The following is a 14,721-nucleotide window of genomic DNA, read 5'->3' on the forward strand; positions in this document are numbered from 1 at the left end:
AAATATTAACCTTTTTTTAAATGAAAAAGCAATAACTATTCTGCAAAATTTGCCTGACAAGTTTTCAAGGGGGATGGGTCGTGCAAATTGATATTTTGTTTGAGGGATTTCCCGGTAAGTCGGATCGTGGATTTTTGGGATGGAGCAGTTGTGTTTTGATCCGTATACCGGGAGAGCGCCCTGTACTGTTTGATACAGTCGGTTTCAATGAGAGATTCGTCCTGCTGGAACGGCTGGCGGCGCTGGGGGTTCGTCTGGATGAGATTGAAAGCGTTTTCCTCAGTCATTTCCATTTCGACCATGCTGTCAATTTCGGATTGTTTCCGAAGGCCACCTTTTATCTGCACGAGGAAGAGGTTCGGCATGTGAAGGAGAACGGCCAAAAAGACCTGGCCGTACCGTATGAAATGTTTTCCGCGCTGGAAAACACCGGCCGACTCTCGATTTTGAGCGGGAGTTCAGGCGAAACGAAAGGGATCCGATGGGTTCATACACCTGGACATACGCCTGGATTATACTCCATTTTTATTCAATATCAGGCTGAACGATGGGTACTGGCGTCCGATGCGGTGAAAAATCCGGCTGAACTGATCAGTGGGAAAGCGGCGATGACATGGGACCCGCAACGTGGTGAACAAAGCATCGCATTGATTCGGGATTGGGCGGATGTAGTGGTCCCCGGCCATTCCGGAGCGGTTCGGATTGAGCGCGGTCCTGATGGGATCGAGATTCGTCCGGTTACATCAAGTACCGTAACGATTTCCATTCCGCAAAACGGGATTCCGGAAACGAAAATATTTGTACTGGAAGCGTAAACGGGTTTCCGCGCCGATACGGTCTGAATCGGCGAGAACTGCAATCCAGATGTGGACAAGGAGGTGAATCGTTGTGAATTTGTTGGATGGAGCAATCGATATCCATGTGCATTCGAGCCCAAGTATATTCCCGCGTTCTGTCGACGATTTTGAGTTGGCGGAACAGGCGAAATCTGCCGGGATGAGGGCGATCGTACTGAAAGCGCATGAAGAATCAACCGTTTCCAGGGCAAAATTGGTCAGTAAAATAGTGGCCGGGATTGAAGTATACGGTTCATTGGTGCTAAACGAGTATGTTGGCGGACTGAACCCGTACGCGGTTGATATGGCGCTGCAAACGGGTGCAAAAATCATTTGGATGCCTACCGGTTCCGCCAAACAGCACATTGACCATTATGGCGGGAAAAGCGACTACAAGGAACAAAAATCAATCATTCGTCTGCTGCCGCAAAAAGGGATTTCCGTTTTATCCGAGGATGGCAAGCTTTTGCCTGTAGTTTTTGAAATTATCGATCTGTTAAAACAATCGGATGCGGTGCTTGCGACAGGCCATCTGTCGCCAAAGGAGACTGAAATTTTAGTAAAGGCGGCTGTCGAACGGGGAGTTGAAAAGATTCTTGTAGCGCATCCCGATTTGAAAATCAACCGGATGGATCTCGATTTGCAGTGTGAATTGGTGAGGCTCGGCGCCTATGTGGAAAAGTCGATGCTGACGTTAATGCCTGGCTGGAAATCGATCGAACCGGAGGAGCTGGTAAACGGTATCCGAAAAATTGGCCCGGACAGATGCATTCTGCAAACCGATTTTGGCCAAATCAACCACCCGGTACCGGTCGAGGGGTATCGACAGTTTACTGAACTGCTGCTGCAGCACGGCTTGCAGGAATCGGACGTACGCAAAATGGCGTGCGTGAATCCGGCTCATCTTCTCGGTCTGCCGTGATTCAAACATCAAGATTGGCTTAAAGGAGGAAAACGAATGGTGGAATTAGGAAAAAACGCGAGTGTGCAAACCGATCTCCCCTGGTATCGGGAAATCAATTCTAAACAGTGGCGGGCACTGCTGGCATCCGGTTTGGGGTGGATGTTGGATTCGATGGATGTTACGCTGTATGCAATGGTGCTTGTCAATGTGATGGCCGATTTGCATATGGACAAATCGATCGGCGGGCTGCTGGCATCCTTAACTTTGCTCAGCTCCGCGCTAGGCGGCATTATTTTCGGAGTGGTGGCCGACAAATACGGGCGAACCCGCTCGCTGATGATCAGCATGATTGTATTTTCGCTGTTTACTGCCATTCAGGGTTTCTCGCAAACTGTCACGCAACTGGCAGTGCTTCGTTTGCTGCTGGGGCTTGGAATGGGCGGTGAATGGGTAGCGGGGGCTGCTTTGATCACGGAAACATGGCCGGCCAAACATCGCGGCAAGGCGATGGGAATCGTACAGGGTTCCTGGGCGATTGGATATGGACTGGCAGCGGTGGTGGCCGGTGTGCTGCTACCGTTATTCGGATGGCGTGGCGTGTTTTTCTTCGGAATTGTTCCTGCTTTAATTGCAATTTGGGTAAGGAAGGGAACGGATGAACCGGAGATTTGGAGCCAGCGGAAAGCCGATCAGGCGGCGGGCGAAACAATCGAAAAGGGTTCGGTCGGCAAACTCTTCGGAAAGAAAGTGGTACGCTGGACCGTGTTAGGTTCCCTCTTAAGCGTTTGCGCACAATTTGGTTACTGGGGATTGTTTACCTGGATTCCAACGTATCTGGGTACACCGGTCGCGCAGGGAGGAGCCGGGCTGACGGTTCTGAAACAAACCAGTTGGATTGTCATTATGCAGGTGGGCGCCTGGTTGGGATATGTGATATTTGGGTTGCTGGCTGACAAAATTGGCCGTAAAATTACGTTTATCCTGTTTTTTGCACTGGCTGCCGCATTGGTACCGTTTTACGGTTTTTCGCATGATCCGACCCGGCTGTTGTTGTTGGGACCGCTGGTTGCTTTCTTTGGATCGGGTTATTTCAGCGGCTTTGGAGCCGTTTTGGCGGAATTGTTTCCAACGGCCATACGGGCTACGGGTCAGGGATTTACTTACAACTTCGGCAGGGCGGTGGCTGCGTCTGCCCCGTTTACAGTGGGTGCATTAGCCAACACGTACGGTTTGGGGGCGGCATTTAGCATTACTTCGATCGCGTTTGCGACAGCTGCGCTGTTGGTTTTATTTTTCTTGCCTGAAACAAAAGGTCGGGAACTCGAAGCGTAAAATCGGCCTGTTCCCCCGCCACGCTGTGTGGCGGGGGATTTATCCGTTACCTATATGGGGTGTTGCAAGGGGGAATCCAGGTGAAACCGGAACTGATCCGAGAATTAAAAGAGATGTTGAGCGACGACCGCGTGTTGGATTCATTGGATGAGCGGTACAGTTATTCGTTCGACGCTTCGTTCGGGACATTTCTGCCGGATGTGGCGGTGTTTCCCGTGACGACGGAGGAAGTGGTGAATGTAATAAAACTGGCGAACCGCGAAAAAATCCCCGTTACGCCGCGTGGCGGAGGTACTTCTTTAAGCGGTGGGCCGCTGCCTGTGGCGGGCGGCATCGCCCTTGTTATGACCCGCATGAACAGACTGCTGGAGATCGATCGGGACAATCTGGTGGCCATTGTCGAGCCGGGCGTGATCACGGCGGAACTGCAAAGAAGGGCGGAAGCGGAAGGCTTATTTTATCCGCCGGATCCGAGCAGTTCGAATGTCTCCACAATCGGCGGCAATTTGGCGGAGAATTCCGGCGGTCCGCATGGGCTGAAATACGGTGTAACGAAACACTACGTGATCGGTTTGGAAGTGGTAACTCCACAGGGAGAAATCATTCGGACAGGCGGCATGACCGTCAAAAATGTGACCGGATATGATCTCACGCCGCTGATTGTCGGATCGGAAGGAACGCTTGGCGTCATTACAAAAGCGATTCTGCGCCTGATTCCGAAACCGCGCGCAAGAAAGGCCTTAATGGCTGTGTTTAATGATCTGATCGATTCCGGCAGGGCGATCAGCGGGGTACTGACAAACGGGATTTTGCCTGCCAAAATGGAAATTTTGGACAATCCGTCGATTCGGGCAGTAGAAAATTATCAACCTATCGGTCTGCCGGTGGAGGCGGATGCGATTATTTTAATAGAAGTAGACGGTCATCCGGCTGCAGTCGAGGACGAAATCAACCGGGCGGCCGAAATCTGCAGGCGATACCGTGCGAAAGAAGTTCGTGTGGCTGAGAACGAGCGGCAGCGGGAAGAACTTTGGCGAGCGAGAAAATTGGTATCACCCGCCATCACACAGGTTAAGCCGACCAAAATTTCGGAAGACGCCACGGTGCCGCGCGCCAAAATTCCGGAGATGTTTGAACGGCTGCGCCAGATCCGCGACAAGTACAACATCCATCTGGTGGTGTTCGGTCATGCGGGTGACGGCAATCTGCATCCGAATATTATTGCCGATATTCGCGATAAAGACGAGATGCGCCGGGTGGAAGAGGCGGTTGGCGAAATTTTTAAAGCGGCTGTTGAATTGGGCGGAACATTGTCAGGAGAACACGGCATCGGTACGATGAAAGCCCCCTACATGGAGATGGAATTGGGGCCGGTGGGGCTGGATATGATGCGGCGAATCAAACAGGCATGGGATCCTGACAACATTCTCAATCCGTATAAAATTTTTCCACAGCCGGGGCAGACGCGGGTGGTGCTGAGCGAATGAACGAACTGCAAAAAATGCTTGAATATGATGAGACATTTAATTGTGTCCAGTGTGGATACTGCCTCCCTGCATGTCCGACTTACAAGGTGTTGGAAAAGGAATCCGCTTCCCCGCGCGGGCGCATTGCTCTGGTTAAGGCGGCGGCGGAAGGGAAAATTGATGTAACGGAACACTTGGCTTCGCCCATCGACCTCTGTCTGGGCTGCCGGGCTTGTGAAACGGCCTGTCCGACCGGAGTCCGATACGGAACCATTCTGGAAGGGGCCAAACGGACGCTTGAAAGCAAACGGTCGCACAAACCGCTCGTCAGTTCGTTGCGGCGGTTTGCGTTTCGAGGCCTGTTCCCCTATCCGGGGCGTTTGAAAGTAATCGGTGGATTGTTCTGGTTCTATCACAAATCCGGTCTGCGGAAAGCGGCAGGCGCGTTAGGTATTACAGACAAATTGCCTTACCATCTGGGTGAATTTGAAGCGGCATTGCCTGATGTCGTTTCGCCGTTTGCTTATCTTGGCAAACGGCGAACGGTTTACGCGCATGGGGGGAAACCGAAAGCGAAGGTGGCTTTTTTCTCCGGTTGTGTGATGGACTCCCTTTTTTATGAAACAAACCGCAAGACAGTAGAGCTGTTAGCGGCAGCCGGGTGTGACGTGACAATTCCACATATGCAAACATGCTGCGGGGCGCTGCATGCTCATGCGGGAGAACTGGATCAAGCGAAGGAACTGGCAAAGAAAAACATTGCGGCTTTTGAAGCGAGTGGGGCGGACTGGTATATCAACAATGCAGGGGGCTGCGGCGCCATGCTGGTGGAGTACGAAAAACTGCTGGCGGATGATCCCGAATGGGCAGAACGGGCGCGTAATTTCGTGCGGAAAAGCCGTGACATCAATACGGTTTTGGCCGATCTGGCGCCGCTGCCGTTTTGCAAACCGATCCATAAACGAATTACGTACCAGGATTCCTGCCACCTGCGTAACGTGCAGAAAGTCTCCTCAGAGCCAAGGCAGCTTTTGCAGGCGATTCCGGGCATTGATTATGTGGAGCTGCCGGGTGCCGACAGCTGCTGCGGTTCGGCAGGGATTTACAGTTTGTTGCAATACGACACCTCAATGAAAGTGTTGGATCAAAAGATGGAATCGGTAAAGAAAACCGATGCGGTGCTGATTGTAACGTCCAATCCGGGCTGCCTGCTGCAGATGCGAATGGGGATTCAGAGGGAGAACCTGCAGGGGCGGATGGACGCGGCGCATATTGTCGATTTGCTGCACGAAGCATGCGGATTGTAAGCTAAATTGCACCAATCTCATTTATCGGTATCGTTTCAGGTCGCAGCAGGCGGCCTGCTTTTATTTTTGGGGGATAGGTACAAATTGTTCGATCTAGTAGTGCCAGCTGGATAAAGGTGGATGGAGGCGAAGCGGATATACAGCCGCTTGAAACGTTTTGGAACCGTAAGGGTTACGGGTACAAATGCGGTCAGTCGTGTCTGTATTAAAATAGAGTAAAAACAGTCGGCGGCTGCCGACTGTCATCTTTATACGTATCATTTGGCCCGTTTTTTCAGATTCTCGATCACCGCGTTGGTGACTTCTCCTGTGTTGGCGCGGCCGCCAATATCACCGGTCTTGATTCCCGCTTCCAGCGTATCTTCCAGCGCATCAAGCAGCAGATTGCCGAGCTCTTGATACCCTAAGAAATCAAGCATCATTTTGCCAGTCCAGATTTGTCCGGCCGGGTTGGCGATCCCGCGTCCCGCAATATCAGGGGCGGAACCGTGAACCGGTTCAAACATGGAAGGGAATTTTCGCTCGATATTCAGGTTTGCGGCAGGTGCAATTCCGATGCTTCCCATAATCGCGCCGCCCAAATCGGTCAGTATGTCGCCGAACAGATTGGACGCTACGATCACATCAAAAATATGCGGTTTCATTACAAAAAACGCAGCCAATGCGTCAATATGCGTACTGGCAGTTTGAATATCCGGGTAATCCTGTTGAACCTGTCTGAACACCTCATCCCAAAACGGCATGCTGTGTGAGATTCCGTTTGACTTGGTGGCGCTTGTTACATGACCTCTGCGCTGTTTTGCCAATTCGAACGCGTAACGCATCGCGCGTTCTGTCGACTTGCGGGTAAACACCGCATTTTGGATGGCCATTTCGTCGTCGCTGCCGCTATGGATGCGACCGCCAATTTCTGAATATTCACCTTCCGAGTTTTCGCGTACCACGATCAGATCAAACTGTTTCGGATCCCGTAAAGGAGACTGCAAACCACGCAGCAGTTTGGCCGGCCGAACATTGATCGACTGGTTCATCTCACGGCGGATTTTGATCAGCAATCCCCAAAGCGACACGTGATCAGGAACGAGGTTTGGCATACCGACCGCGCCCAGGAAAATCTGGTCAAAATTTCGCAATGTGGCGATTCCGTCTTGCGGCATCATTTCACCGTGCTTTAGATAATACTCGCAGTTCCACGGGAAATGTGTCCAGGCAAAGGACAAACCGCCGTGAATCTCGGCTGCGGCGTCGAGCACGCGAATGGCTGCCGGTACTACTTCATTTCCAATTCCGTCGCCTGGTATGACAGCAATTTCAAAACGGTTCATAATAAGAAACCTCCATTTGTATGTACAACCTCTAATCATTAATAGTATTATAAAGACCGATTGAAATGACAGGCAAGTAGCAAGGCAAAATTCGCTTTGCTATAATAGGGAAAGTAATTGTGGGACAACCCCCGTTAACTGAAGGAGAACAAATAAAAATGAGCAAATTGCATGTTTTTGACCATCCTCTGATCTTGCATAAGCTGACTTATATTCGGGACGAGCTTACAGGAACAAAGGAATTTCGCGAATTGGTGGAAGAAGTTGCGATGCTGATGGCCTATGAAATCACGCGCGACCTGCCTCTGCAAGAAACGGTTGTCAAGACGCCGGTTGCGGAAGCGAAGGCCAGTGTAATCTCAGGGAAAAAATTGGGTTTGGTGCCGATTTTGCGGGCCGGTCTTGGCATGGTCGACGGAGTGCTGAAACTGATCCCGGCGGCAAAGGTCGGGCATATCGGATTGTATCGGGATCCAGAATCGTTGCAGCCTGTTGAGTATTATTGCAAACTGCCAACCGATGTTCATGAAAGAGACTTGATCGTGATCGACCCCATGTTGGCGACCGGGGGATCTGCGGCGGCTGCGATTACATTTTTGAAACAGCGGGGTGTGAAAAACATCAAGCTGATGTGCTTGATCGCAGCGCCGGAAGGTGTGGCCCGCGTGCAGCGGGAACACCCGGATGTCGACATTTACACGGCGGCGTTGGATGAGAAACTGAACGATCACGGATACATTGTACCGGGACTGGGGGACGCAGGAGATCGACTGTTCGGCACAAAGTAAGACGATTCGATACATATTTAACAAGCATCATGAAGGAGATATTGTATGGAGGCAATTCGGGTTCTGACTGTTTTTGGCACACGACCGGAAGCGATCAAAATGGCGCCGCTTGTCAAAGCGCTGCAAAAGGCCTCTCCGCTGATCGATTCGAAAGTCTGTGTTACCGCGCAGCATCGGCAAATGCTTGACCAGGTCCTTGATATTTTTCAGATCAGGCCGGATTACGATTTGGACATCATGGAACCGCGTCAAACATTGACGAGCATCAGCATCAAGGCGTTAAAAGGATTGGAACAGGTAATTGCCGATACAAAGCCGCATATCCTGCTGGTTCACGGTGATACCACCACTACGTTCGTGGCTGCGTTGGCTGCCTTTTACCAACAGGTTGCGATTGGGCATGTGGAGGCAGGCCTCCGAACCTATGACAAATATTCTCCGTTTCCGGAAGAGATGAATCGCCAGTTGACGGGCGTTATGGCCGATTTGCATTTTGCGCCGACCCGTCAATCGGCCGACAACCTCCTGCAAGAGCGGAAAACCCGAGGGACTATTTTTATCACCGGAAACACGGCCATTGATGCGATGGAAACGACGGTGAGAGCCGATTACCGCCATCCGATTTTGGATTCGTTGCAAGCCGATCAGCGTCTGGTCTTTATGACTGCTCATCGGCGCGAGAATATCGGGGAAAAAATGCGGAATATTTTTCGTGCTGTTCGTCGGATTGTCGAGGAACAGCCAGATGTGGTGCTGGTCTATCCGGTGCATCTAAACCCGGCCGTGCAGGAGCCAGCCCGTGAAATTCTGGGTGATCATCCGCGTATCCATTTGATTGATCCGTTGGATGTAGTAGATACACACAATTTCATGTCGCGCTCCTACCTGATTTTGACCGATTCCGGCGGCATTCAGGAAGAAGCCCCGTCGCTTGGTGTGCCTGTATTGGTTCTGCGGGACACGACGGAAAGACCGGAAGGAATCGCGGCGGGAACGTTGAAATTGGCCGGGACAGAGGAAGCGGATGTCTACCGGTTAACCAAGCAGCTGTTGATCGACCGGCAGGCGCACGGTGAAATGTCGATTGCGGCGAATCCTTACGGGGATGGCCGGGCGTCAGAACGGATCGTACGGGCGATCCTCCATCATTATGGGAAAGGGGAACCGCCGGACGAATTTAAATCCTGATTTTGTTCGTTTGCATGACGGGAAGAGTTGGCAGACAGAATAAAGAAGATATGGGTATAAAAATTCTATTTTGGGAGAGAGGAAGGGATCTAACATGAAAGACGCTGTAATTGTAAGCGCCGTGCGTACGGCGATCGGCAGTTTTCAGGGCGCTCTGTCGGGGATTCCGGCAACGGAGCTTGGCAGTATCGTATTGAAAGAAGCGCTTGCAAGGGCGGGCGTCAGTCATGAACAGGTGGAGGAAGTGATTCTCGGCAACGTGCTGCAGGCGGGACTCGGACAAAATCCGGCCAGACAGGCGTGGATCAAGGCAGGCTATCATGAGGCGGTTCCTGCCTTGACGATTAACAAAGTGTGCGGATCCGGATTGAAAGCGGTTATGTTGGCGGCTCAGGCAATCCGGGCTGGCGATGCGGATGTGATCGTGGCGGGCGGCATGGAGAACATGAGTCGTGCCCCCTACTTATTGGAAGGCGCTCGCGGCGGTTATCGGATGGGAGATGCAACAGCCGTCGATTCCATGATCCGTGACGGCTTATGGTGTGCGTTCTTTGACTATCATATGGGAATCACGGCGGAAAACGTCGCCGAAAAATACGGGTTGAGCCGCGACGAACAGGATGAGTTTGCTGCCTGGAGTCAGCAAAAAGCGGAGGCGGCCATCAAAAACAACCGTTTTAAAGAGGAAATTGTTCCTGTTCAGCTGCCTTCCAAAAAGGGCGATCCGGTGATTTTTGATACGGATGAATTTCCGAGGGCAGGCACGACAAAGGAAGGGCTGGCAAAACTGCGCCCTGCATTCAAGAAAGAAGGCACGGTCACGGCCGGCAATGCATCGGGGATTAACGACGGGGCTGCCGCATTGGTGGTCATGTCTGCCGACAAAGCCGCTGCGCTCGGTTTAAAGCCACTTGCTCGTATTGTGGCGTATGCGTCTGCCGCATTGGATCCGTCGATCATGGGCCTGGGGCCGATTTTTGCCACTCGCAAAGTATTGGAAAAATCAGGACTGTCGATCAGCGACATTGATCTGATAGAAGCAAACGAGGCGTTTGCGGCACAGTCGCTGGCAGTCGGCAAAGATTTGGAAATCCCGCGTGAAAAGCTGAATGTAAACGGAGGCGCCATCGCGTTGGGACATCCGATCGGAGCCAGCGGGGCGCGTATATTAGTGACATTATTGCATGAATTGGAAAAACGCAATGGAAAACGAGGGATTGCCACTTTGTGTATTGGGGGCGGGCAGGGGGTTTCCTTGCTGGTCGAAAGATAAGCGTCGGAATATTTCGTATACGACAGGTAAGTGGGGAAGTTTGGCAGAAATGTGAAACTTGCGTGAAGCTAGAATAAATCAAGCAAAACATGATTTCGAATTCGTTGACAATCAAAACACGTCTATTGTACGATTGGTTAGGCGGTTTCACCAAGAGGTACAACTGTTTCGTATAGTGAAACACCGGGGGTCGTTCGAATATGGATGAAGCAAATCGTTTTCTTCGACAAACGGTGAAATACACAACTTATATCACCTTGGTGTGGGCTGTGTTGTGGGCGGTTGTCCCGGGGTGGAAATCGGTTTTTTCCGGATTGGCAATCGGTTCTCTGGTAAGCGTTTACTTTGCCGTCAGCATGGGACGCCAGTTGCAGGCGGCAGTCACCATTGCCTTGCGGGATGAGAAGCGAAAACCGGGATTCCCGTTAGTCTCTCGAATTGCGGTAATCGCTTTGGCGGTAATGGTTGTCAAAAAACTGTCCTATCCGAATGCTCTGCTGATGATCGCAGCGTTCTTTACGTATCAGCTCGTCATTTTTGCAGGCTTCGTTTTGAATAGGAAAAAACAACAAGAGTCCAAACCGGAAGGGGTGAAATAGGTGGAGCACTCTTATCCTACGGTCTCTCTATTCGGGATCGAAGGTTTGACGGTGAACTTGACAGTTGTCGGAATGTCCCTGCTTGCGGCGATCTTGGTTGCCGTTATTGTAATGGCGGCTGTGCGGGGCGCTGATGTTCGGCGGCCGGGAAAACTACAAACTTTCTTTGAAATGATTGTGGACTTTGTTAGAGGACTTGCGAGCGATACGGTGGGACAAAAACGGGCGGATGCTTGGGTGCCGTTTGCGCTGACTTTATTTATCTGGATGTTTGTGGCGAACCAGCTTGGGCTGATTACAAACATTACAGCTGAGGCGGGGGACGCGCAGGGCCATGCAGTCAGCTACTCGTTCTTCATGTCTCCCACTGCGGATTTTACGGTGGCGATGACGATGGGGATTTCGATGGTACTGCTCAGTCATATCGTAGGTCTGAGACATCCGGGACAATATTTTAAACATTGGGTAACTCCGTTGTGGATGTTCCCGTTGCATCTGATCGAAGAACTGCCAAAGTTTTTGACACTCGGTTTGCGTCTGTTCGGCAATATTTTTGCCGGTGAAGTCATGATTGGGATTTTGTTGGGAATGACGCATACATTGGGGGTTGTTACCGGTGGTTTGGCAGCCGGTGTACCGCTGCTCGTGTGGATCGGTTATTCACTGATGGTGGGTACGATCCAGGCGTTCGTGTTTACCGTGTTAACACTGGTTTACATCGGGCAGAAAATGCCTCACGAAGAACATCATTAAAAATAGTTGGATCGCAATTATCGATGTATAGTTAAACAAGCGAAAAATTAAGGAGGTAGTTTGAGAATGGAAGCAAATATTTTTGCGGCAGGTATTGCCTTGGGTTTGGCAGCTGTTGGCGCCGGTATCGGTAACGGTTTGGTTATGAGTCGTTTTATTGAAGGGATCGCTCGTCAGCCGGAAGCGCGTGGTCTTCTGTTCACGCAAGCTTTGATCGGTCTGGGTCTCGTCGAGGCGTTGCCAGTCATCGCTGTTGCAATTGGTTTGATCATGTTCTTTAGGTAAGGAGCAAAGCGGGACGGTACAGTCTCGTTGATTGGCGGGGCAAGACAGACTTGTACCTCGCCTTCCTTTTGTCCTCTACCGCTGAAGAAAGGAGTGAACATGAGTGTCGTTTCAACTTGGTAGTTCGATCGTACAATTAATCATATTCATACTGTTGTTTCTTTTCCTGCGTAAAGTTGCATGGGGGCCGTTGATGAAAACCATGAACGACCGCCAGCAATATATCGAAAGCCAAATTTCGACTGCGGAACAAAATCGGCAGGAAGCTGAGAAATTGGCACAAGAGCATCGCGATGCCATGCAGTCAGCCAAGAAAGAAGCGGCTGAACTTTTGGATAACGCGCGCCGTACAGGTGAAAGGCAGGCGGCTGACATCATTGCCGCCGCAGAGGCCGAAGCAAGACGTATTAAGGATCAAGCGGTTGCCGATATCAATCGCGAAAAAGAACAGGCCATTGCGGAATTGCGTGAGCAAGTCGGCGCATTGTCTGTACAGTTGGCTGGTAAAATCATTGCTCAAGAAATTGATTCATCCAAGCATAAAGCACTGTTAGAAGAAGCGGTAAAAGAGATGGGTGAACGCGTATGATAGATGGTGCCGTAGCCAAGCGATATGCGGATGCGCTTTACTCGATCGCAAAAGAGCAAAACAAGCTGGATGAAATCAAAAGCGAGCTTTCTTTGATTGTAAATGCGCTGGAGGAACATCCGCAGTTAAAGCGGATTTTGCAGCATCCCGCTATTTCAGTTGAAGTCAAAAAGAAGCAAACAAAGGAAGTTTTCGGACAAGTCGTTTCCGGCGTTGTCAGCAACTTCCTGAGTTTGTTGCTGGATCGCCATCGTGAAAACCAATTGGCGGGGATTTATAAAGAATATTCCCGTCTGGTAGACGAGGCGAGCGGTCGTATTAAAGCTCACATTGAGACGGCTGCACAGATAACGGAAACCGAACTGGAAGAATTGAATAATCGTTTGACCACTCAATTTGGCAAAAAAATAGATCTTACAGCTTCCGTAAATTCAAGCTTGATTGCAGGTGCCCGGCTGACGATTGGCGATCGCGTCATCGATGCGAGCGTGCAAGGCAAGCTGGCTCATTTCAGTGAGACGTTGAAACGGAATCAAGTACGGTAGATAGGGGTGAAAAAATGAGCATTCGTCCTGAGGAAATCAGTGCGTTGATAAAGCAACAGATTGAGAATTATCAGTCTGATATCCAAGTGTATGATGTCGGCACCGTAATTCAGGTAGGTGACGGTATCGCGCGGATTCATGGTTTGGAAAAGGCGATGGCCGGCGAGTTGCTCGAGTTCCCGAACGGTCAGGTCGGGATGGCGTTTAACTTAGAGGAAGACAATATCGGTTGTGTGGTATTGGGTACCGTTGTCGGTATTAAAGAAGGAGATACGGTCAAGCGTACCGGCAGAATCGCACAGGTTCCGGTCGGAGAAGCGCTGATTGGACGGGTGGTAAATCCGCTCGGTCAACCGGTTGATGGACGTGGTCCGATTGAAACGAAAGAGTTTCGTCCGATTGAATCTCCTGCACCTGGCGTAATTGATCGTAAGTCGGTCCATGAACCGATGCAAACGGGTATCAAAGCTATCGATGCAATGATTCCGATCGGTCGTGGGCAACGGGAGCTGGTAATCGGTGACCGTCAAACGGGTAAAACAGCGGTTGCGATCGATACGATTATCAATCAAAAAGGGCAAGGCGTTGTATGTATTTACGTAGCTATCGGACAAAAACAATCGACCGTTGCACAGGTAGTGGAAACGCTGCGTAAGCATGGCGCGATGGAATATACCATTGTGGTAACTGCTTCTGCATCGGATCCGGCGCCGCTGCTTTTCTTGGCTCCATATGCCGGATGCGCAATGGGTGAGTATTTCATGTATAACGGCGGCCACGTTCTCTGCATTTACGACGACCTCTCCAAACAAGCGGCTGCCTATCGTGAAATGTCCTTGTTGATGCGCCGTCCTCCCGGACGCGAAGCGTTCCCGGGTGATGTGTTCTATCTGCACTCCCGTTTGCTCGAGCGTGCTGCCAAACTGTCTGACGCACGTGGTGCAGGTTCTTTGACCGCGTTGCCGTTTATCGAAACACAAGCGGGTGACGTTTCCGCTTATATTCCGACCAACGTGATTTCCATTACGGACGGTCAGATTTTCTTGGAATCCGATTTGTTCTACTCCGGTGTCCGACCGGCTGTTAACGTCGGTTTGTCCGTATCCCGGGTAGGCGGTTCGGCGCAAATCAAAGCGATGAAAAAAGTGGCTGGTACGCTGCGGCTTGATTTGGCCCAGTACCGCGAACTGCAAGCGTTCGCCCAATTCGGTTCCGACTTGGATAAAGCGACGCAAGCTCGTTTGAATCGCGGTGCGCGTTTGGTGGAAATTTTGAAACAAGGCCAATATCAACCCATGCCGGTTGAAAAACAGGTCATTTCCATTTGGGCGGCAACCAATGGTGCGGTTGATGACGTTGCGGTAGAAGATGTACGCCGCTTTGAAAAAGATTTTCTTGCCTATATCGATACAAACTACCCGCAGATTCCAAAAACGATTGCGGAAACGAAAGATCTTTCCGATGATACGATCGGTTTGCTGAAAGAAGCGGTCAGCAAGTTTAAAGCAACCTTTGCGTAATGGTAGAATTG

General features: G+C 50.9%; 15 protein-coding genes. 14 read left to right on the top strand and 1 reads right to left on the bottom strand.

What is annotated here, in order from left to right; translation table 11 throughout:
- Positions 1-80 precede the first annotated feature (80 nt).
- From skT53_RS13825 to skT53_RS13845, 5 genes are all read left to right on the top strand, one after another.
- Complete coding sequence (locus skT53_RS13825; RefSeq protein WP_200757989.1) at positions 81-815, top strand: MBL fold metallo-hydrolase; 735 nt, start codon at positions 81-83, stop codon at positions 813-815.
- A gap of 73 nt (positions 816-888) precedes the next feature.
- Positions 889-1,758, top strand: coding sequence for a DUF6282 family protein (locus skT53_RS13830; RefSeq protein WP_200757991.1), 870 nt, complete (start codon positions 889-891; stop codon positions 1,756-1,758).
- A 36-nt stretch (positions 1,759-1,794) separates the two neighbouring features.
- Positions 1,795-3,072 (top strand): MFS transporter, encoded by a 1,278-nt coding sequence (locus skT53_RS13835; protein ID WP_200757993.1) that lies wholly within the window; start codon positions 1,795-1,797, stop codon positions 3,070-3,072.
- 113 nt (positions 3,073-3,185) lie between these two features.
- The gene (locus tag skT53_RS13840; RefSeq protein WP_200760991.1) at positions 3,186-4,559 is read left to right on the top strand and encodes an FAD-binding oxidoreductase; all 1,374 of its coding nucleotides are present in this window, start codon (positions 3,186-3,188) and stop codon (positions 4,557-4,559) included.
- Positions 4,556-5,845, top strand: coding sequence for a (Fe-S)-binding protein (locus skT53_RS13845; protein ID WP_200757995.1), 1,290 nt, complete (start codon positions 4,556-4,558; stop codon positions 5,843-5,845). Before skT53_RS13840 ends, skT53_RS13845 begins: the two co-directional genes overlap by 4 nt.
- A 257-nt stretch (positions 5,846-6,102) precedes the next feature.
- On the opposite strand, the gene skT53_RS13850 is transcribed toward skT53_RS13845, so the two are convergent.
- Positions 6,103-7,170, bottom strand: coding sequence for a tartrate dehydrogenase (locus skT53_RS13850; RefSeq protein WP_200757997.1), 1,068 nt, complete (start codon positions 7,168-7,170; stop codon positions 6,103-6,105).
- 158 nt (positions 7,171-7,328) lie between these two features.
- On the opposite strand from skT53_RS13850, the gene upp reads away from it, so the two are divergent.
- The 9 genes from upp to atpA all read left to right on the top strand — a co-directional run bounded on the left by upp (position 7,329) and on the right by atpA (position 14,710).
- Positions 7,329-7,958: a uracil phosphoribosyltransferase gene (gene upp, locus skT53_RS13855; RefSeq protein WP_200757999.1), complete on the top strand. Its 630-nt coding sequence runs from the start codon at positions 7,329-7,331 to the stop codon at positions 7,956-7,958.
- A 45-nt stretch (positions 7,959-8,003) separates the two neighbouring features.
- Entirely contained in the window at positions 8,004-9,146 is a 1,143-nt protein-coding gene (gene wecB, locus skT53_RS13860) for a non-hydrolyzing UDP-N-acetylglucosamine 2-epimerase (RefSeq protein ID WP_200758001.1), read from the top strand.
- Between the two features lie 94 nt (positions 9,147-9,240).
- Complete coding sequence (locus tag skT53_RS13865; protein WP_200758003.1) at positions 9,241-10,419, top strand: acetyl-CoA C-acetyltransferase; 1,179 nt, start codon at positions 9,241-9,243, stop codon at positions 10,417-10,419.
- A gap of 200 nt (positions 10,420-10,619) precedes the next feature.
- Positions 10,620-11,018, top strand: a complete 399-nt coding sequence (locus skT53_RS13870; RefSeq protein ID WP_200758004.1) for an ATP synthase subunit I — start codon at positions 10,620-10,622, stop codon at positions 11,016-11,018.
- A complete protein-coding gene (gene atpB, locus skT53_RS13875; protein ID WP_200758006.1) occupies positions 11,019-11,771 on the top strand; it encodes a F0F1 ATP synthase subunit A in 753 nt (250 codons plus the stop codon).
- A 66-nt stretch (positions 11,772-11,837) separates the two neighbouring features.
- Complete coding sequence (gene atpE, locus skT53_RS13880) at positions 11,838-12,056, top strand: F0F1 ATP synthase subunit C (protein ID WP_200758008.1); 219 nt, start codon at positions 11,838-11,840, stop codon at positions 12,054-12,056.
- A 103-nt stretch (positions 12,057-12,159) separates the two neighbouring features.
- Complete coding sequence (gene atpF / locus skT53_RS13885) at positions 12,160-12,645, top strand: F0F1 ATP synthase subunit B (RefSeq protein WP_200758010.1); 486 nt, start codon at positions 12,160-12,162, stop codon at positions 12,643-12,645.
- On the top strand, positions 12,642-13,190 hold the full coding sequence (locus tag skT53_RS13890) for a F0F1 ATP synthase subunit delta (protein WP_200758012.1): 549 nt from the start codon (positions 12,642-12,644) through the stop codon (positions 13,188-13,190). The genes atpF and skT53_RS13890 overlap by 4 nt, the downstream gene beginning before the upstream one ends.
- Before the next feature lie 14 nt (positions 13,191-13,204).
- The gene (gene atpA / locus skT53_RS13895; RefSeq protein WP_200758013.1) at positions 13,205-14,710 is read left to right on the top strand and encodes a F0F1 ATP synthase subunit alpha; all 1,506 of its coding nucleotides are present in this window, start codon (positions 13,205-13,207) and stop codon (positions 14,708-14,710) included.
- Positions 14,711-14,721 lie beyond the last annotated feature (11 nt).

It is taken from the genome of Effusibacillus dendaii (assembly GCF_015097055.1).
Taxonomy (GTDB): domain Bacteria; phylum Bacillota; class Bacilli; order Tumebacillales; family Effusibacillaceae; genus Effusibacillus; species Effusibacillus dendaii.